Raw genomic sequence first — 18,310 nt, 5'->3', positions numbered from 1 at the left:
CAAGCGACTCATGGCCACTACACTACCTGATCATCGCAATATTGACGAGAAATTCAGGGGACCCTGTGAATTAATACCTTGTCTTGTATGACGAGAGACTTTGGTAACGATGTTTTGTTGCCTATGGCGTAACCTCTTTTTTCAATCAGATGCTTGAGATTGCGGACGCGCCTTGATGAGGGAGGATGACTGGCTAGGATAGCGAGTTCAGAGGCGTTTTCTCTGCTCAGTTGCTCAAAGAAGTCAATGGCCCCGGCGGCATGACCGTAGGTTTGGTTGAGTAGAGTTAAGCCTACTCGATCGGCCTGTTGCTCTTGTCGTTGAGAGAATTGAGCATTAGACAGGGCGGCAATGCTATTAGTTGCGATGGAGCCTATGGAGCCAAAGTCACCTAGTAAGGCTGATAGGGAAAGGCTGATTAAGACCTGGCGGCTAAGACCACTTAGATGGTCGCGGTTGGTAAAGTGTCCCAGTTCATGGCCCAAGACCATCATAAGTTCATTTTCAGATTGTACTTTTGCCAGGAGTCCCTGATAAAGAATGATCCGATCTCCTGGAATTGCGAGGGCATTAACCGTCTCTTCGGGGACATAAATCACCTGATAATCTCGTTCAATCTTCTGTTCAGGAGGTAAATGAGTTTCTAACCGATCTAACAGTAGATTCAGGGTATCTTGGGTGTCGGATGGTTCGGCTTGAGCCTCGTAGATAGGGACAATGGCTTTCCCCAACTGTTGTTCAACACTAATAGGAATGAACCAGACGAGGGCTCCTGCCATCCAAAATGCAAGACCGATGGCTAAACCAATTCCTGCCAGAAATAGAGCTAGTAACGTCAGCAGCTGACGATTGCTAGGGGGTGGTGTTTGATCATTGTAAGCCGCTGTCCCAGGGGGAAGTTCAATGGGCATTGTGACCTAGTTGTTACTTTTTGTGGGCCGGAAAGGATTCAGGAAATTAATCAGGGAGTAGATATTCCGGGACTGGATCCACAATCGTCCTGAGCCACTAAAGCGAGCAACTAGCCCCTCACCTCCAAAAATACCGGTTCTCAGACCCCTAAACGATAAACCACTAATCATTTCAACGTTATAGCTGAGGGTATCTTCAAAGGCGACGATATAGCCCGTGTCTACCACATAGTTGCCTTCTACAGGGATTTCTAAAATCGCACCAAAGGAGCTAAACCAAAAGTCTCCTTGCCCAGTTACTTTTAAGAGAAAAAGCGACTCTCCACTAAAGAAACCTTTAAACCCTTGAAATTTGCTGTCAATCGTGACACCTGGTCCGGCGGCGACAAAACCAGAGGATTGCACCATCAAGCTTTGGCTGCCATCTAAAACATAGTGTTGAATTTCTCCAGGGACACCGGGAGATACATAGACCTCGCCAGCACTACCCTGAGCTGTAAACTCGCTGATAAATAGAGATTCGCCCCCTAGCATCCGCCCGAGACCTTTCTTCCATCCACCCTTGGCCTTAGATTTCATCTCAATGCAGCTGTCCATAGCGGCCATGGCACCTGCTTCTACGGATACTGTTTGATTGGGTTGCAGGCTCAGTTTTAACGAAGCGTAAGCAGGGCTATGCTCGATGGTGTAGGTAATTTCAGTACTCATATCAGTTGACTATTGGTTTTACATTGTCTGGATAGTGGTTAGTCATCAGGGTAGGAGTTCGCTCCTTTTAACGCGGGGGCAGCTTCCCGCCTACTAAGCGCCCAAACGATCCAGGATTATGGGTTTGACAAAAGACTTTGCCCCTCCCTCTAAATTGGCAGACTAGGCCTTCTCCTCCAAAGAATGCTCCGGCCCAGCTTTTGTTAGCTTTAGCAATACTGTAGCCAAGGGTACGCTCAAAGGCGACAATATGGCCCGTATCTACCACATAGTCGCCATCGACATCCACTTCATAAATACCGCCAAATGCACTGAGTAAGACTAGGCCTGAGCCACTGACCGTCAACCAAAAGAGAGACTCTCCTGAAAAAAGACTTTTGAAGCCGGTAAAGCCTAGATCAATATCTACGCCAGGAGTGCTAGCCATGTAACCGGTAGATTGCACAACAAGCTCGGTCTCCTTGAGGGTATAGGGGAGAATATCGCCAATTAGCTTTGGTGCGAGGTATAGTTCTGCAGGGCTGTTGCCTGAGCGAAATACACTCATAAACAACGATTCTCCTGCTAGCATTCGTTTTAATCCGCCAAAGACACCGCCCCCTTTGCCTTGGCGGAGGGTGGTGCTAACGTTGACAAAGCCGCTCATGGCGACCATGGCCCCAGCTTCGGCGATCATTTCCTCTTGAGGTTCCATCAGGATTTTTGCGATCGCACTATCCGGCTGATGTAAAAGTTCAAGTTTCATCCTAATTTCAGGCTCACATAAAAGTTTTCTGGTAAAAGTTCTCTGGGTAATTGCGTTTAACTATCTCAGCTTTGACCGCAAGAATCGCACGAGCCCATCCATACTGCGCGATTGCAAGTATATTTTTCCTCGCCCCTGAAGACGATTGATAAATCCTTCCCCAGACGTGATTGAGCCGACCATGCCCCCGGAGAGACCAATGTTCATTTTTATACCGGGCTCATAGGCCACTAGATGGCCGTTATCCACTACAAATTCATCTTTGACATCAACTTCAGAGACGCCGCCATAGGCACCAAAAAATACCAGCCCTCGACCGCTCAGCTTCAATTTGAACAGTCCTTCGCCTGCAAACCAGCTAGCAAACCCGGCCCACTGCATCTGTACCTTGATGCCAGGACTATGGGCTATATAGGCTCCAGGCTGCAAGCACAGCTCATTCCCACTCAGCTCCATACGGGCAATATCCCCAACCGTAGATTGGGTGAGCACCAGCGCTTGAGGACTATCTGTGCGATTAGCGAATTGATTTAAGAATAGGGATTCGCCACCGAAAAAAGCTTTGAGCAGCCCTGGAATCAGCCCTCCAAAAAAACCGGTGCTCATCGATAATTGCCCGGCCATGCTCGCCATCGCTCCCGCTTCGGCAAAAATACGTTCCCCTGGCTGCAAGGTGATAAACAGGGTGGCAAACGCTGGCTTGTAGCGGATGTCGTACTTCATCGCTAACGCTCCCGTAGTTAGGTACTGGATAGGTATAGTCCATCTCAGATTACCTAGAACCGGTGGAAAAATAACAGCGCAAGTTGATGAAGCGCAACATGAACATCTGTTTAGGTATTTTTGGGGGGAGAAATTAACTTAGCAGATGGTTGTGCCTTGGCTTGAAGCTTGCTCTCAGTTGGTCTGATGGGATGGTGTCGCAACATCACTGGCCAACCCTTGGGAGATGTTGTCTGTTTTTGCTGCCATGATGAAATCATTGCGATGTAACCCATTCAGCGCATGGGTCCACCACGTCACAGTAACCTTTCCCCATTCTGTGAGTAAGGCAGGATGATGTTGTTCCGTTTCAGCTAATGCTCCGACCTGGTTGGTAAAGCCTAGTGCTGTTTGAAAATCGCTAAAGTTATAAACCCGCTGTAATTGAGGAACTCCATCTACAGAGATGATTTCCCAGTCTGGTATTTGAGGTTGTAGCTCTGCAATTTCAGCATCACTCGCGGGTGGGACTTTCCCACTACAAGGAATACAGGTTTGATTGGTTAGTACGTCACTCATTTGTCATCCTCCTGAGTTAAACGCAAAGGACTTACCATGGTAAATCCTTTGCTCACAACAACACTTTTAACCTGCTGAGACTGCCTCTTTCTCGATCTTCTCCTCTTCATCCTTAGAGACTACACGACCCTCATCCTCAAATCCTTTGATTTGGTCAAAGTTGAGGTAACGGTACAGCTCATCAGCAAAGGGATCAATCTTTTTGGCAACAATTTCCAAATACTCATCCATATTTGGAATCCGACCCAGCAGTGCGCAGGCAGCTGCCAGCTCCGCTGAGCCTAGATAAACCTGCGCCCCTTTACCCATGCGGTTGTTAAAGTTGCGGGTGGATGTAGAGAAGACAGTTGCACCATCTTCTACACGGGCTTGATTACCCATGCAAAGAGAACAGCCAGGCATTTCAGTCCGAGCACCAGCGGCGGCAAAGGTGCCATAGTAGCCTTCTTTACGTAGCTGTTGTTCGTCCATACGCGTAGGCGGACAAATCCATAAACGACCTTTTACGGTACCTGCGTCTTCGAGCACTTTAGCCGAGGCGCGGTAGTGACCAATGTTGGTCATACAGGAGCCAATAAATACCTCGTCTACCTTATCGTCAACAACCTCTGACAATGCTTTGATATTGTCGGGGTCATTGGGAGCCGCCACCAGAGGTTCTTTAATCTCGTTAAGGTCAATTTCAATGACTTCAGCGTACTCAGCGTCAGCGTCTGCTGACATCAGGCTAGGATTCGCCAACCAATCTTCCATAGCCGCGATACGTCTTGCCAGGGTGCGCGCATCGGCATAGCCACGGGCGATCATATTCTTCATCAGGGCTACATTTGAGCGCAGATACTCAGCAACGGTGTCTTCGCTCAATTTGATGGTACAGCCTGCTGCAGAACGCTCTGCCGTTGCATCAGTAAGCTCAAAGGCTTGTTCCAGTTTCAAATCAGGTAACCCCTCCATCTCAATGATGCGGCCAGAGAAAACATTTTTCTTGTTTTTCTTCTCGACGGTGAGTAGGCCGTTTTGAATGGCGACATAGGGGATGGCATTGACAATATCCCGTAGCGTAATGCCGGGCTGGAGTTCACCCTTAAAGCGTACGAGAATAGATTCGGGCATGTCTAAGGGCATGGCCCCAATAGCTGCGGCAAAAGCAACTAGACCAGAACCGGCTGGGAATGAGATGCCTAGGGGGAAACGGGTATGGGAGTCACCGCCAGTGCCCACTGTATCGGGCATCAGCATGCGGTTGAGCCAGGAGTGGATGATGCCATCGCCAGGCTGTAGGGCGACACCACCACGCGATGAGAAGAAATCAGGTAGCGTTGCATGGGTCTCTACATCTACAGGTTTGGGATAGGCGGCTGTATGGCAAAAGGTTTGTAAGACCAGACCAGCGCTAAAGCCCAGACATGCCAGCTCCTTCATCTCGTCACGGGTCATGGGACCGGTTGTGTCTTGGGACCCTACAGTAGTCATCAGGGGCTCACAGGACATGCCAGGACGTACACCCGTCAGACCACAGGCTTTACCCACCATTTTTTGCGCCAGGGTATAGCCTTTGTCTGTCTCCGTTGGTGCAGCGGGTCTGACGAATACATCGCTGGGGTCTAGACCCAAGGCAGCGCGAGTTTTGTCGGTCAGGGCACGACCAATCATCAGGGGAATACGACCACCGGCTCTGACTTCATCCAGCAGTGTGTCGGGGGTGAGACTAAAGGTGGAGATGACGGTGCCGTTTTTAGTGATTTCGCCCTTGCTGATATGGATGGTGATGACGTCACCGGTCTCCATCTGGGATACATCACATTCGATGGGCAATGCACCAGAGTCTTCGGCTGTATTGAAGAAAATGGGGGCAATCTTACCGCCAAGAATGTAACCACCTGTACGTTTGTTGGGGACATGGGGAATATCGTCGCCCAGGTGCCAGATGACGGAGTTCATGGCTGATTTTCGGGAGGAGCCGGTACCAACTACGTCACCCACATAGGCAACTGGGTTCCCCTTAGTTTTGAGTTCAGCAATGGTTTCTAGGGCATTGGGCATGCTGGACTCTAGCATGACCAGACCGTGAAGGGGGATGTCTGGACGGCTGGTGGCGTGAGGAGCTGGGGATAGATCGTCAGTGTTGGTTTCACCAGGCACCTTAAAGATAGTGATATCAATTGTTTCGGGGACTTCAGGTTTGCTGGTGAACCATTCAGCCGCTGCCCAAGCGTCTACGACTTGGTGGGCGTAATCATTACTCTTGGCAAGTTCGATGACGTCGTTAAAGGCATCGTATATCAGCAGTGTTTTCTTAAGGGCTTCGGTGGCGGCGGCGGCGAGGTCTGCATGGTCAGATTTGAGGAGGTCTACCAAGGACTGCACATTGTAACCTCCGAGCATGGTGCCGAGGAGCTTCACTGCTTTTAAGGAGGAGATCAGGGGGCTGGTGGCCTCACCTTTGGCAAGGGCGGTGAGAAAGGATGCTTTGACGTAGGATGCTTGGTCTACACCAGGGGGGATGCGATCGCAGAGCAAGTGCATCAAAAACTCAGCTTCACCCTCAGGTGGGTTTTTGAGGAGTTCACACAGGTTAGCAGTTTGCTCAGCATTAAGTGGTAGGGGAGGAATGCCCAAGGCCGCCCGTTGATCTACATGTTTGCGATATTGTTCAAGCATCATTTTGCTGCGCTGTGAGTATAGGGTGATCCGTGTTCTACCAAACCAAAATGCTTAAAAAAACCAGCATTTTTGGCCCATAATCTTACCATTTATCATAGCAATTTTAATTTTTCGTGATCGCAAAAAAGGTACTGTAGGCTAATGCTACAGTACCTTTTCATGAGAAAGAGTTTATGAGCTCGTATAAGCAAGCCGATTCAGAAAAACCGGTTGTTTATGCAGCCTGTTGATGCACAGTAAAGTGTTGTGCAGGAGCTGGGAATCCAGCCTGGCCAAAGCTATTACGGATCACTTTATTGGTGTCGAAGTAGACCTGCCAGTAATCATTGTTGTTGCAGTAAGGACGTACGGCTAAAACAGGACCCATGGGCGTAAATTCCAAAATCTCCACATCGGGAGCAGGGTCTGTAGCAACATTAGGAATCTCTGCTAAGCGACCTTTGAGGAGTGCGATCGCTTCATTGGGATCAACGGTGTTATCTAGCTGGGCAACCAGGTCAACGCGACGGAAAGGATTAGCCGAAAAGTTTTGGATAGTATCTGAGAAAATAGTGTTGTTGCCAACAAATGTTTTCACATTGTCCATGGTGTTGATGGTTGTAACAAACAAACCAATCTCTTCAACAGTTCCTGTAATACCGCCAGCGGTAATAAAGTCGCCCACTTTGAAAGGTCGCAAGATGACTAGGAACACTCCTGCTGCAAAGTGAGCTAACAATCCACTCCAGGCTGCACCAATGGCGATGCCGCCTGCCGCTAGAATTGCGGCAAAGGAGGTGGTTTCAACACCAAAGAAGCCTAAGATAGCAACAACTAAGATGATGTTGAGTAAAACACCAAGGGTGGACTTGAGGTAAACAATTAATGTGGGGTCAATAGTCGACTTCTTAAGGCTATTACTTACGAGGCCAATGGCAAACTTGATTAACCATCGTCCGACAATCCAAAGAATAATAGCCCCAAGTATCTTGAGGCCCACATCAGCCAGAGTACTTCCGGCACTCTCGAGAATGCCAGACCACGGTCCTGCTTGCAAAAGAATTGGATTCATTGTGATTCTATCCAGCCATCAACTTGTCTCAGTGCGTAATTATAGTATTGGTTCATAGAAAGCCAATTCCTCCGCTAAAACACTTAAGCTTTTAGGGCGTATTGTCGTCTATTTTGTCTTTTTGGGGCATCTTTCTAGTTTGCTAGCCAGTTAAAAGCTGAATTTTGTCTGTGAAACCATCGTCGCCCAATTCCTTATTACGCTTACGCCTCTATTTGAATTTAGTGCCCGTGTTTGGGGTGCCTGCTTCTCTCTGGACTCTTTACGCCTCCCCTCAACAGCCTCATACTCAATTGAAACAGGTAAGTCGGCTCGCTGTTGTATTAGGGATGGGATGGCTGTTGGCGACCGTTTTACTCAGTGCCGGTGCCCATAGCGAATTTTCGCAGGTAGCAACTCTCCGGTTTTGGCTGGTCAATGGTTTTGTCGGGACTGGTTATTTTGTGACTAATTTATGGCTGATGCTGCGTTTATCCAGAGGAAAAACTACTAGGCTGCCGGGGATCAGTCAGCTTAGTCGACGGTTGCCGGACTAGTGTTGCGTTTTGCAAAGATCTACCTTTTCTGAGAAATATTGCTAACATGCTGCTAAAAATTGTTAGGCCTGAGCAGCTATAGTTAATGTCCTAAAGTGAAGGGTCATGATATCCCTATAGCTTTAGGACATGTCTATGTCTTTCCTAATGGAGCCGACTTCATGGTGGGCAATCATTCGGGGCTCATAGCTACTACACTGGCAGCACATTCTTGCTAAACTGCCCATTATTTTTGCTCATCATCCAGGTTTGAGGTCCTTCTGTGTCCATTCCACCCCGTAAAAAGCAACCGGTTCGCCAGTATCCAAAGCAAGTGACTGTAACCCAGCAGCGTCAGAAGCGTGGTTGGATTGGAATTCCAAAGTGGGCATGGCTCACCGTAGCTTTGGCAAGCGTGGCGACGATTTCAGCGGGGACGGGGGCGCTGCTAGCTGTTTCTATGAACAGTCAACCCTTGCTACAAAGTCAGCTATCTCCTGAGGAGGCTGCTGTATTTAGTGAAGGTGAGCCCATGCTGTCCACCAGTAGTCTGCGATTGCCGCGACTGACGAGACCCGTCAATATTTTGCTACTGGGTGTAAAGGTACTAACGTCGGACCTGGATACGCCGGTGGCAGGGGCCGAGGACTTGGGCTATCACGCTTTAGTCAACTCCTTTGAAGGGCTGTCCGACACGATGCTACTGCTGCGGTTTAACCCGCGCACAGGACAGTTAGTAGTCATGTCTGTTCCCCGTGACACGAGAGCCTTGGTGAACGGTGTGTTGACCAAGATCAATGAAGCAAATCTGGATGGTGGCCCTGCCTTAACGGCAGAGTCGATTAGCGATCTATTAGGTGGTGTAGCGATTGACCGTTACGTACGGATCAATGTTCAAGGTGTGGAAAAGTTGATCGATGCCCTTGGTGGGGTAACGGTGAATGTCCCCAAAGATATGAAGTACCAGGATGATAGTCAGCACCTGTATATCAATTTGAAGGCTGGACAGCAGAAACTCAATGGCGATCAAGCACTCCAGTTCCTCAGATTTCGCTATGACGATAATGGCGATATCGGTCGGGTACAGCGCCAACAGACCATGATGCGGGCTGTGATTGAGCAAACCCTGAATCCTGCTACCATCGCTCGTTTGCCTAAGATTCTATCGGTGATTCAGTCCCACGTAGATACCAATCTGTCGGTAGAAGAGTTAGTGGCGCTGGTAGGCTATGGTTCTCAAACGAACCGCTCAGATGTACAGATGTTGATGTTACCTGGCAATTTTAGTAGCCCCGAAGAGTTTGCCCTGAGCTATTGGCTGCCGAGCTATGCTCAAATCGACACGATGGTGGAGCAATACTTTGGATTAGAATCTGCTCAGTTCATGGAAGCCACCAGCCCATCCTATCTACGGGTGGTGATTCAAGACAGTACGGGGGATGATGTTGCTATTCAGTCTATGATCGATACTCTGTACGATAGTGGCTATCGCAATGTGATTGTTGGTCATGATTTGAACGAGCTGATTCCTGAAACAAGGATTGTCGCCCAGCGGGGAGATCGTGCTAGTGCATCAAGGCTGCAGCAGTTTTTGCGTATCGGTGAGGTCCGGGTGGAAAGTACGGGCAATCTTGATTCTGATATTACGATTCAACTGGGTGAAGATTGGCTAGGTGAACATGGAGCCGCTCTTTGATGGCCAATGATCGGATCTATCAATTGAAAATTACTCTGACAGATAGTGACCCATCTATTTGGCGCAGGTTATTGGTCAGTGCCGGCACGAGTTTAGAAGAGCTGCATCGTATTGTTCAGATTGTGATGGGTTGGCAAAATCTGTCGAACTATCACTATCGCATTGGTCACCAACGATCTGATACTGAACCCTGTTTATTGCAGATCCCGCTCAATGAAATTATCAGGGATGATTTAACTCGATTTTCCTATGTGTATGACCTCCGCGATGGTTGGTTTCATACGATTGAGGTAGAAATGGTTTTACCGGCTGATCCTCAGGGCCAATATCCTCACTGCGTCACAGGTGAACTATGCTGCCCACCAGAAGGTTGTGGTGGGGTTTGGGGCTATAACGGTCTTTTGGAAATTTTGGATGATCCAGAGGATCCGCAATATATAGAGCGATGGGATGAAGTGGGGGGTGATTTTGATCCCGATCATTTTGATCTGGGGTTAGTGAATATACAGCTCCATTCAGGATAAACTCACCAGCTAAGAATCGCCTGGCTCGTGATCATATGTTTGCTGAAATCCTGGGGCTGCCTGTTGCCAACCGCGACGAATCTGGGGGCCTTGATAGTGAATAAACCATTGTGTCCGAGTGGCAAACAAGGCTAACTCCATGGGGAGCGTGAACTGAAGTAACCCTTTCTGTCTCAATGTACGTACGTAGGTGTCAAACTGGTGTTTGAGTTCGTTGAGTTCGGCCAGGTACCAATTAAGATTGGCATGACGTAATTTGGCTACTTTTTTGATGCGCTGGAGTTCGCTCCTGAATGTGGTCAGGGAGGCCATAAAAACCTCGTCACGGACTTGATTCTGCAGCATGTATTGGCTGAAGAAATGAACGTTGCTCAATGCCTGATACTTGTCGTCAGCGATTTGCTGGGAATTTTTAGTGATGTTTGCCATGGAGGAGGTGCAGAAGTGTCTATTAGGTTGAGGATTGCTGAGAGGGTGGCCAAATTTTAGCAAACTCATTCATTAAACAGCGTTGCAAACTATCTTGATGACGAAATGCGAGTTCCATTTTCATGGCGTCTTCTAGGGGAAACCACTCTACATCGGTAACTTCCCCTTTGCCGACTTGGGGGTTAAGGATGGGGAGGTCCGTCCCTTCGTTGAGAAACACCATCAAGGGATAGTGCATGGTCACGTTTTGAGAGCGCCGGGGCTCACTAAAGACGAGACTGGGCTGATCGAGGGAACCGACTAGTTTGTGATGTGTTTGTAGGCTTGGGAGATCCAAGCCCAGTTCCTCCCAAACTTCGCGGATGACGGCACCGCCGATGGTTTCGTCATAGTCTAGATACCCACCAGCTAAACACCACTTACCGACTTCAGAGGGGAGGTCGGGTCCGCGTTTATTTAAAGGGACGTAGGCCTTACCGTCACAGACAACGACTAAAATGGCTAGCACGGTCACACTGCGGCTAACCCAAATCTCTTCGCCGTCAACGATAACGCAGCGATTTGGAGTACTAGGAAACTTTGCCATGGGTGAACCCAGAGAAATGGCCTTAGTTACTTTACTCTTTTAGGTAAGCTGCGATCGCACTTTCTGCAATTTGGGCCATGCTCACACCTTGGGTAGTAGCTGCTTCCTTGAGCTTTAAGTACACATCACCAGAAATACCCACACGGTGCTTACGACGTCCCGATGCCGCTTTCTTGGCGGGCACATAGGACGCAGAGAAGTTCCGAATGGCTTCAAAACCAATGCGATCGCAAAAGTCCCCAAAGCTTTCTGATGCCTGACGTCCCTTCTTAAAAAAGGCGAACATAGGCTCTAGAGTGGTTTCTAGATCGTCAATGTTCATTTTTTGCATGTAAGGCTGAGCCAACCGAGTTTGATTGGGTGAGCCTCCTAACCACAGTTGATAGGAATTGGGGGCACTACCGACAAAGCCCAGTTCGGCCATATAAGGCCGCGCACAGCCATTAGGACAGCCAGTCATCCGAATGACAAAGTGCTCTTGCTTGAGTCCGAGCTTGTTGAGGAGTGCCTGAATACGGTCCAAAATGCTGGGGATTACCCGTTCTGATTCCGTAACTGCCAGACCACAGGTGGGCAATGCGGGGCAAGCCATGGAATAGCGATGCAGCAAGTTGATTTGATCTTCGGCATCAATACCATTGCTACGGAGGATGTGATCAATTTCATCCTTATGAGCTGGATCAATCTCGGTGAGCAGCAGACTTTGGTTACTAGTCAGACTGATCGGTAGCCGATAGCGTAACTCAATTTCCTTGAGAGCTGATTTAATCTTGAAGTCACCCCTGTCATGAATGCGTCCATTCTCGATATGCACGCCGAGGAATAGCTTGCCGTCTCCCTGTTCGTGCCAACCTAGGTAATCGTAAAATTTCCACTCAGGTAAGGCTTTATATGGCTTCAGCTTTTTGCCAAAGTACTCCTCGACCTTAGTGCGGAATTTTTCAACACCCCAATCATTGATGAGATACTTCATCCGAGCATGGCGACGCTGAACTCGATCACCATAATCACGCTGGGTGGCCACAATCGCCTTCATCAGGTCGTAGATATCTTCCTTAGCGACGTACCCAATTTCATCAGCGATGCGAGCAAAGGTGGTCTCTTTATTATGGGTACGCCCCATGCCGCCACCAGCAAGTACATTAAAGCCCAACAGCTCCTTATTTTCATCAACGATAACCACGAGGGTAACGTCCTGGGTATAGGCATCTACAGAATTATCCCCAGGGACTGTGACTGAGCACTTAAACTTCCGGGGCATGTAGTGGGTGCCGTAGATGGGTTCCACACTGTCATGGACAATGGTGCCATTGCCATTACGTTGTCGAGCCGCAACCACATCTGGATGTTCTTCACCGCTTACAGCCTTTTCCCCATCGAGCCAAATCTCATAGTAAGCCGGTGTTTGAGGCGTGAGTAGGTCAGCAATGCGAGTCGCATATTCTCGCGCATACACATACTCTGGTTTGTCCTTAATGGGCGCAGGCACGGCCATCACATTGCGGTTGAGATCGCCGCAGGCTCCCAATGTGGAGCCCATACTGCGAATGATCGCCGCCATGGTGGCCTTTAGATCTTTCTTGAGAATGCCGTGGAGCTGAAAAGCCTGACGAGTGGTGGCTCGAATATTTCCATAGCCATAGGTGTCGGACAGCTCATCCAAGGTAAGGTATAACTCCGGAGATACCAGACCACCAGGATTGCGTGTCCGCAGCATCATGCGATAATCCTTCTCCTGGCCCTTGACCCGATTATCCCGGTTGTCTTGCTGGTAAGACCCATGAAATTTGAGGATTTGAATACCGTCTTCAGTGAAATGGGTCGTGTCTTGAGCTAGCTCTGTCGCTACCGGCTCCCGGAGAAACTGGCTACGCTCCTTGATACCTTCGAGCCTAGAAACTTTCTTAACAAGGGGAGTCTCAGCTTGATTGGCTTGGACAGGTTTCCCAGAAGAGATCGGAGCTTGAACCATGATGCAGTGGTCGATAGCAGAACAACGAATAAACGAGAGTCGAAGATCCATCCATATATGAGCAAACGCTCAAGCCTGGTTTGGATACTTCAAAGACAAACTAGCAAGGCCAATTGTAGTCAAATAGCTGACTGGCACTGGTATTCCCAATTAAATCGTTAGATTTGATTGTACGGTAATCCGGTCGGAATTACGGGGTATGCCAATAGTAGCATTGGTTACTATTTTGTGGATGGTTATTCGTTGAGCAAATGGTATCGAATGCTGACAAATGAAGTTTGGATTGAGATCGTGGTTGAGCTTGTTGTCCAAATCAGCCTTTAGGATTGGGATAATCGACTGTTTCAAGCTGAGGCTAAACTATGGCAGATGCCACGATGTATAGCGAAGATATGTTTGTCCTGCTGGTTCCTGGCAGTGAGGAAGTTTTTTTGGAACCTGATGAGCTATTGACCAAGCTTAAGAATATGTTGGCGCAATATGCTGATGCACTCCCTCGAGATTTGCAAAAGTTTGTGTCGGTTGACGACCAGGCCAGACATCTGCGCGATACAGCTTGCGAATTTGAAGTCACCCCTGGTGTCTCCTGGCAATGGTACGCTGTCCGTTTAGAAAAGTAGTTGGGGTAAGCGCATCAACACCCAACCTTGCCAAGGATTCCATTAGTTTCACTAGGGAAATATTGAGTAGGCAGCGGGGGCAGGGGAGGTACAGGACATCCCTTGGGCATTCTTCCATTTCCCTGGTCTTGCGCCCTCCCTTTCTCCAGGGATCTATGTAGAATAAACTACATACTGTTGCTTGGAGCGATTAGCCGACCTGTGGATGAACTCAGGACGGGGTTAGAGTTAGCAACCCACGACGAACTGGCTACCCTAGCCGAAACCCTCTTTCGGCCAAAGTTTAATCCCTTCGATTATTGGTGCACCCCCTCTCCTCAGGTGGTACAAAGTTGCGATCTCACTTACTGTATCGACCAAATCGAAGCGCGCGTACGCTATCTCGCGGCTGATGGCCTGACTGTTCTGCGGCAGGGAACCCATCAGCTGAGCTATCGACAAATTTTGCTACAGCTGAGTCAGCACCTCAAACTGAAGCTGACCGCCAGCCTTTCCACGTTGGATCTAGAGGCTGAAATCTTTTTACAACTGCTCGAAAAAACCTGGCATCGACTCCCTCCGCCACAGCAGCAACAGTTGCAGCGACGGTTGACCAGTGAGCTGGCCCAAGCAGAGCAGTTTCAGCAGCTATCGCCTCAACTTCAGCAAAACCCTATGGCTCTGGTCCTCAAAGGCAGCAGCGCTATGGCCATTAGCTCGGTGCTTCGTCCCTGGTTGATGCAGCAAATTGCCAAACAGTTTGCGCTCCAGCTGGCTCGTTATCAGGTAGCACAGCAAACGCTACGCGGTGCCGCTACTATCGGAGCTCAAGTTAAGGGAAAAGCGGCTTTACAGTTAGCCTCGCGAGGCATGGCGCTCAATGCTGCTCGTTATGGAGCTGTACGTAGTATTTTTGCCTGTCTTGGTCCAGCGTTGTGGACTTGGTTTTTGGTAGACCTTGGTTGGCGAGCCGTGGCATCGAACTATACTCGCGTCATTCCTGTCGTATTTACGTTGGCTCAGATTAGGCTGACTCGCGATCTGGATAGTGAGCTACCCTGCCAAAGGGAATTAGAGGCAGTGGCATAGGCTGGCAATATGACAAATAGTGGCTCCGAGGACAGTCCCAAAAATCATTACCAACTTCTAGGGGTAAAGCCAACGGCTTCGCCCCAGGATATTCGTCGCGCCTATCGGGAGTTGAGCAAGCTCTATCATCCTGATACGACTGAGTTGTCAAGTGCGATCGCAACTTCCAAATTTCAAGCCCTGAATGAAGCCTATGGTGTGCTCAGCAATCCAGAACAGCGGTTGAACTATGACCAACAGATTGGATACTCTCGCTTGTATGTCAGCCAATCACCTAGAGACATCAGGGATGGCTCCCGCAAGGATCAACCCTTTGAATCTCGCTATACCTACTTGGATGCTACGGACCGCCCCCTGTCAGCAGGGGAAATATTTGCTTTGTTTATACTGGGCCTCACTTTTGCTGCCTGCTTGGTCCTAGTATTTATCTTAGGTATTGCCGATAGCGATTTTACCTTGTCTTCCTTTGTGTCTAAGTTATCCGAGCATTAGTTATCCGCAGTCATCCGCCAAATCCCCATTAGACAACTATGGCTTTGCCTTCCGCTGATACCCCTTTATACAATCATACCCTGCCCGATATTGAGCTCTGGCTAAAACAGCAAGGCTGTCAGCAGGACAGCTCTGAACTCAACCGTTGGGAAATTTCCAAATCTGCCTGGCGTGCTGATTTGATTTTAGAGATCGATTCTTTGGTTGTGCGCTACTCAGAGATAGACAACGGTGGTGAAGAAATTCAACGTGGCTTTAAGTACTCCCTCAGTCGTCAAGATCTAGAAGATGCCATTTTTACGGGGCCATAGCAGCGAGACAACGTTAAACAGTGAGCTGGTGTTGCCAGGCTGAAAATTTGGCAACAGTACTTGCTTCGCAGGGATACCTGAAACCCTGGATGACAGAATTGAATTTCACCGATAGCTGCCATAGACATTTATCTATGCGCATTTCTTTCTGTGCTGTGTGATTCGTAAATCTGAAACCATAAGTTTGGTTAGCTATATAACGGCTTTGAATGTAGTCTCTAATACATTAAGAACGTTGTTAAACACACAAAAATGTGGAATAAAGCATGTTACGTTAGTGCCATTTTAAAAAAATTCTTAACCTAGCCTTTACCTGAGCTCGGTAGTTTTCACCAAGAATGTCTTTAGACATTCTTGGTGAGGAGTTAAGTCTAAGCAATCATGGAATTCAAAGCACGGAAAATGCGCTACGCATACTCAGCAACTCTGCTGGCTCTATTAACTAGCCTGGCTGCCTGTGGCGGTGGCTCTACAACTGATACTGCTGATACGTCTGGTGCTGGTGGTACTGAAGTTGCTTCTGGTGGCGGTGTATCTGGTGACGTTCTGATCGATGGCTCTAGTACTGTTTTTCCCATTGCAGAAGCAATGAGTGAAGAATTTAGCATTGCTAATGCTGGTGTCAATGTAACTGTGGGTGTTTCTGGTTCCGGTGGCGGCTTCAAGAAATTTTGCGCTGGTGAAACCGATATCTCTAACGCTTCTCGTCCGATCAAAGATAAAGAGGTTGCTCTCTGTGAAGAGGCGGGTATCGATTTTATCGAAGTGCCTATCGCTTTTGACGGTCTGACAATTGTGACCAATCAAGGTAACGATTGGGCACAGTGCTTGACTGTAGAGCAGCTCAACACCATGTGGTCCCCCGAGTCTGAGGGTTCCGTTTCAAACTGGAATCAAGTGGATGCATCTTTCCCTGATCAGGCACTGGGTCTATATGGTCCTGGTACTGACTCTGGTACGTTCGACTACTTCACTGACGAAGTTAATGGTGAAGAGGGTGCAAGTCGTGGTGATTACACTGCTAGTGAAGACGACAACGTTATCGTTAACGGTGTAACTGGTGACGAGGGTGCTCTGGGTTACTTTGGTTACGCCTACTTTGAAGAGAACTCCGGTTCTCTTAAAGCGATTGAGATTCAAAATGAAGATGGTGAGTGCGTTGCGCCTTCTACTGAAACTATTGCTAACGGGTCTTACAACCCCATGTCTCGTCCTTTGTTCTTCTACGTGAAGAAAGAGGCCTACGACACTAAGGAGCAGGTCCAGGCATTTGTTGACTTTATGCTTGATCCTGGCAATGGTGAGCTGATTGGTGATGCTGGCTATGTAGCCCTTCCTGACGATATCTTGGGTAATTCTAAGGCTCGTGTTGACGAAGCTAAGTTGGGGACCGATCCTACTAACCTGTAGAGTTTGAATCCGATCAGGATCTCCGTCTGATTGGTTAATCACGGCTGGGGAGATTTGCTCTCTTCCCAGCTCTCTTTAATAAAGTCATTCAGTATTGTTTGATACAAGTTTTCTAAGAGATTTTGACATAGCCTGTTTCTGCGTCCACAACTCTTATTCCCAGCAAAGATGAGAGTTGCAACTTATTTCTGTTGGATGTATTTGAACGTTGTCCACGTCCAAAATGGTCATTTTGACCTAGAGTGATGCAGGTACCTGGACGTTGTTTAGCCCTAACCCGCGCTGAGGACTTTGTGCATGACAGCTGAGCTTCCACTGAACGATATTGCCCCAGGTACCTGGCGACCGAATCGTAGTCGTTCTCAAACTATTCAGTTGATCGTCAAAATTATTTGTGGCGCATTTGCTGCGATTTCGATTTTGACCACTATTGGCATTATCGGGACACTGATTTTTGAGGCCCTTTCTTTTTTTGGAGACCTGCCCGGCGAGCTTTCAAAAGATGGTCAGGACGTCTCCTACATTCAAGGTGTTATTCACTTCTTAACGGCTGGCCGTTGGACACCTTTGTTTGCCAGTAAACAGTTTGGGATCTTTGTTCTCATTAGCGCCACGCTGATGATTACCTTTATTTCGATTTTGGTGGCTCTTCCCTTGGGGTTATTGGCCGCTATCTGTCTAAGTGAGTATGCCAGCCCTAAGCTGCGCCGTATTCTTAAGCCTGTTTTGGAGATTTTGGCTGGTGTACCGACGGTTGTTTATGGTTACTTTGCGCTGCTTACCGTAACGCCCTTTTTGCAATTGTTTCTGCCTCCTGTAGAAGGATTTAACGCGTTGAGCGCGGGCATTGTTTTGGGGATCATGATTACGCCAATGATCGCTTCTTTGAGTGAGGATGCGATTTACTCTGTACCTCAGTCCCTGCGCGATGGTTCCTATGCGTTGGGTTCTACTAAGCGTGAAACGGTCTGGTCTGTTGTTTTGCCTGCTGCGCTGTCTGGAATTGTCTCATCGCTTATTTTGGCGATGTCACGGGCTATCGGAGAGACCATGATTGTGACATTGGCTGCTGGTGCAAATCCTACCTTGGGCTTTAATCCGTTTGTGCCTGTGATGACGATGACGGCTTACATTGTGCAGGTAACTAAAGGAGATGCTCCCCATGGCACCATTGCTTACGAGACATTGTATGCCGTGGGTATGGTGTTATTTTTGATCACCCTAGCGCTGAATATCTTTAGTTTTTGGTTTGTGCGTCGTTTTCGTCAAAAGTACGACTAAGGCTGAGTCTGCTCACGAGTTTGGTTTTAGTTGTTTGGTTAGCGAT

At 48.4% G+C, this 18,310-nt stretch carries 19 protein-coding genes; 9 read left to right on the top strand and 10 right to left on the bottom strand.

What is annotated here, in order from left to right; all coding sequences use genetic code 11:
- Window positions 1-53 precede the first annotated feature (53 nt).
- The 7 genes from IXB50_RS07090 to IXB50_RS07060 all read right to left on the bottom strand — a co-directional run bounded on the left by IXB50_RS07090 (window position 54) and on the right by IXB50_RS07060 (window position 7,360).
- Window positions 54-911 (bottom strand): M48 family metallopeptidase, encoded by an 858-nt coding sequence (locus IXB50_RS07090; RefSeq protein WP_215608244.1) that lies wholly within the window; start codon window positions 909-911, stop codon window positions 54-56.
- A 6-nt stretch (window positions 912-917) separates the two neighbouring features.
- Window positions 918-1,619, bottom strand: coding sequence for a TIGR00266 family protein (locus IXB50_RS07085; RefSeq protein ID WP_215608243.1), 702 nt, complete (start codon window positions 1,617-1,619; stop codon window positions 918-920).
- Window positions 1,620-1,686: 67 nt separating this feature from the next.
- Window positions 1,687-2,364, bottom strand: a complete 678-nt coding sequence (locus IXB50_RS07080; RefSeq protein WP_215608242.1) for a TIGR00266 family protein — start codon at window positions 2,362-2,364, stop codon at window positions 1,687-1,689.
- A 60-nt stretch (window positions 2,365-2,424) separates the two neighbouring features.
- A complete protein-coding gene (locus IXB50_RS07075; RefSeq protein ID WP_215608241.1) occupies window positions 2,425-3,087 on the bottom strand; it encodes a TIGR00266 family protein in 663 nt (220 codons plus the stop codon).
- A 174-nt stretch (window positions 3,088-3,261) separates the two neighbouring features.
- The gene (locus tag IXB50_RS07070; RefSeq protein WP_215608240.1) at window positions 3,262-3,645 is read right to left on the bottom strand and encodes a 4a-hydroxytetrahydrobiopterin dehydratase; all 384 of its coding nucleotides are present in this window, start codon (window positions 3,643-3,645) and stop codon (window positions 3,262-3,264) included.
- 66 nt (window positions 3,646-3,711) lie between these two features.
- The gene (gene acnB / locus IXB50_RS07065; protein WP_215608256.1) at window positions 3,712-6,306 is read right to left on the bottom strand and encodes a bifunctional aconitate hydratase 2/2-methylisocitrate dehydratase; all 2,595 of its coding nucleotides are present in this window, start codon (window positions 6,304-6,306) and stop codon (window positions 3,712-3,714) included.
- A 217-nt stretch (window positions 6,307-6,523) separates the two neighbouring features.
- On the bottom strand, window positions 6,524-7,360 hold the full coding sequence (locus IXB50_RS07060) for a mechanosensitive ion channel family protein (protein ID WP_215608239.1): 837 nt from the start codon (window positions 7,358-7,360) through the stop codon (window positions 6,524-6,526).
- 170 nt (window positions 7,361-7,530) lie between these two features.
- On the opposite strand from IXB50_RS07060, the gene IXB50_RS07055 reads away from it, so the two are divergent.
- From IXB50_RS07055 to IXB50_RS07045, 3 genes are all read left to right on the top strand, one after another.
- Entirely contained in the window at window positions 7,531-7,896 is a 366-nt protein-coding gene (locus IXB50_RS07055; RefSeq protein WP_326520736.1) for a hypothetical protein, read from the top strand.
- Between the two features lie 262 nt (window positions 7,897-8,158).
- Window positions 8,159-9,571, top strand: a complete 1,413-nt coding sequence (locus IXB50_RS07050; protein WP_215608238.1) for an LCP family protein — start codon at window positions 8,159-8,161, stop codon at window positions 9,569-9,571.
- On the top strand, window positions 9,571-10,095 hold the full coding sequence (locus IXB50_RS07045; protein ID WP_215608237.1) for a plasmid pRiA4b ORF-3 family protein: 525 nt from the start codon (window positions 9,571-9,573) through the stop codon (window positions 10,093-10,095). The genes IXB50_RS07050 and IXB50_RS07045 overlap by 1 nt, the downstream gene beginning before the upstream one ends.
- A 9-nt stretch (window positions 10,096-10,104) precedes the next feature.
- On the opposite strand, the gene IXB50_RS07040 is transcribed toward IXB50_RS07045, so the two are convergent.
- Genes IXB50_RS07040 through sir form a run of 3 tightly spaced genes read right to left on the bottom strand, consistent with a single transcriptional unit; the run spans window position 10,105 to window position 13,082 of the window.
- Window positions 10,105-10,524, bottom strand: a complete 420-nt coding sequence (locus tag IXB50_RS07040) for a hypothetical protein (RefSeq protein WP_215608236.1) — start codon at window positions 10,522-10,524, stop codon at window positions 10,105-10,107.
- Window positions 10,525-10,546: 22 nt separating this feature from the next.
- Window positions 10,547-11,110, bottom strand: coding sequence for an NUDIX domain-containing protein (locus IXB50_RS07035; RefSeq protein WP_215608235.1), 564 nt, complete (start codon window positions 11,108-11,110; stop codon window positions 10,547-10,549).
- Window positions 11,111-11,141: 31 nt separating this feature from the next.
- On the bottom strand, window positions 11,142-13,082 hold the full coding sequence (gene sir / locus IXB50_RS07030) for a sulfite reductase, ferredoxin dependent (RefSeq protein ID WP_215608234.1): 1,941 nt from the start codon (window positions 13,080-13,082) through the stop codon (window positions 11,142-11,144).
- Window positions 13,083-13,444: 362 nt separating this feature from the next.
- On the opposite strand from sir, the gene IXB50_RS07025 reads away from it, so the two are divergent.
- The 6 genes from IXB50_RS07025 to pstC all read left to right on the top strand — a co-directional run bounded on the left by IXB50_RS07025 (window position 13,445) and on the right by pstC (window position 18,264).
- Complete coding sequence (locus tag IXB50_RS07025; protein ID WP_215608233.1) at window positions 13,445-13,702, top strand: chlororespiratory reduction protein 7; 258 nt, start codon at window positions 13,445-13,447, stop codon at window positions 13,700-13,702.
- Window positions 13,703-13,903: 201 nt separating this feature from the next.
- Window positions 13,904-14,770, top strand: a complete 867-nt coding sequence (locus IXB50_RS07020; protein WP_215608232.1) for a YaaW family protein — start codon at window positions 13,904-13,906, stop codon at window positions 14,768-14,770.
- A 9-nt stretch (window positions 14,771-14,779) separates the two neighbouring features.
- The gene (locus tag IXB50_RS07015; RefSeq protein WP_215608231.1) at window positions 14,780-15,262 is read left to right on the top strand and encodes a J domain-containing protein; all 483 of its coding nucleotides are present in this window, start codon (window positions 14,780-14,782) and stop codon (window positions 15,260-15,262) included.
- Window positions 15,263-15,300: 38 nt separating this feature from the next.
- On the top strand, window positions 15,301-15,573 hold the full coding sequence (locus IXB50_RS07010; RefSeq protein ID WP_215608230.1) for a DUF3143 domain-containing protein: 273 nt from the start codon (window positions 15,301-15,303) through the stop codon (window positions 15,571-15,573).
- Between the two features lie 381 nt (window positions 15,574-15,954).
- Window positions 15,955-16,983: a PstS family phosphate ABC transporter substrate-binding protein gene (locus tag IXB50_RS07005; RefSeq protein WP_215608229.1), complete on the top strand. Its 1,029-nt coding sequence runs from the start codon at window positions 15,955-15,957 to the stop codon at window positions 16,981-16,983.
- A gap of 297 nt (window positions 16,984-17,280) precedes the next feature.
- A complete protein-coding gene (pstC, locus tag IXB50_RS07000) occupies window positions 17,281-18,264 on the top strand; it encodes a phosphate ABC transporter permease subunit PstC (protein WP_215608228.1) in 984 nt (327 codons plus the stop codon).
- Window positions 18,265-18,310 lie beyond the last annotated feature (46 nt).

Origin of the sequence: Leptothoe spongobia TAU-MAC 1115 (assembly GCF_018739885.1) — a bacterium.
GTDB lineage: Bacteria > Cyanobacteriota > Cyanobacteriia > Phormidesmidales > Phormidesmidaceae > Leptothoe > Leptothoe spongobia.
Note: the sequence above shows the minus strand (reverse complement) of the source record. Positions and strands in the feature narration are given on the sequence as shown.

What these genes read in the sequence shown, in the direction of transcription:
- IXB50_RS07090 (WP_215608244.1), bottom strand. Translation starts at nt 911, where the DNA reads ATGCCCATTGAACTTCCCCCTGGGACAGCGGCTTACAATGATCAAACA.
- IXB50_RS07085 (WP_215608243.1), bottom strand. Translation starts at nt 1,619, where the DNA reads ATGAGTACTGAAATTACCTACACCATCGAGCATAGCCCTGCTTACGCT.
- IXB50_RS07080 (WP_215608242.1), bottom strand. Translation starts at nt 2,364, where the DNA reads ATGAAACTTGAACTTTTACATCAGCCGGATAGTGCGATCGCAAAAATC.
- IXB50_RS07075 (WP_215608241.1), bottom strand. Translation starts at nt 3,087, where the DNA reads ATGAAGTACGACATCCGCTACAAGCCAGCGTTTGCCACCCTGTTTATC.
- IXB50_RS07070 (WP_215608240.1), bottom strand. Translation starts at nt 3,645, where the DNA reads ATGAGTGACGTACTAACCAATCAAACCTGTATTCCTTGTAGTGGGAAA.
- acnB (WP_215608256.1), bottom strand. Translation starts at nt 6,306, where the DNA reads ATGCTTGAACAATATCGCAAACATGTAGATCAACGGGCGGCCTTGGGC.
- IXB50_RS07060 (WP_215608239.1), bottom strand. Translation starts at nt 7,360, where the DNA reads ATGAATCCAATTCTTTTGCAAGCAGGACCGTGGTCTGGCATTCTCGAG.
- IXB50_RS07045 (WP_215608237.1), top strand. Translation starts at nt 9,571, where the DNA reads ATGGCCAATGATCGGATCTATCAATTGAAAATTACTCTGACAGATAGT.
- IXB50_RS07040 (WP_215608236.1), bottom strand. Translation starts at nt 10,524, where the DNA reads ATGGCAAACATCACTAAAAATTCCCAGCAAATCGCTGACGACAAGTAT.
- IXB50_RS07035 (WP_215608235.1), bottom strand. Translation starts at nt 11,110, where the DNA reads ATGGCAAAGTTTCCTAGTACTCCAAATCGCTGCGTTATCGTTGACGGC.
- sir (WP_215608234.1), bottom strand. Translation starts at nt 13,082, where the DNA reads ATGGTTCAAGCTCCGATCTCTTCTGGGAAACCTGTCCAAGCCAATCAA.
- IXB50_RS07025 (WP_215608233.1), top strand. Translation starts at nt 13,445, where the DNA reads ATGGCAGATGCCACGATGTATAGCGAAGATATGTTTGTCCTGCTGGTT.
- IXB50_RS07015 (WP_215608231.1), top strand. Translation starts at nt 14,780, where the DNA reads ATGACAAATAGTGGCTCCGAGGACAGTCCCAAAAATCATTACCAACTT.
- IXB50_RS07010 (WP_215608230.1), top strand. Translation starts at nt 15,301, where the DNA reads ATGGCTTTGCCTTCCGCTGATACCCCTTTATACAATCATACCCTGCCC.
- IXB50_RS07005 (WP_215608229.1), top strand. Translation starts at nt 15,955, where the DNA reads ATGGAATTCAAAGCACGGAAAATGCGCTACGCATACTCAGCAACTCTG.
- pstC (WP_215608228.1), top strand. Translation starts at nt 17,281, where the DNA reads ATGACAGCTGAGCTTCCACTGAACGATATTGCCCCAGGTACCTGGCGA.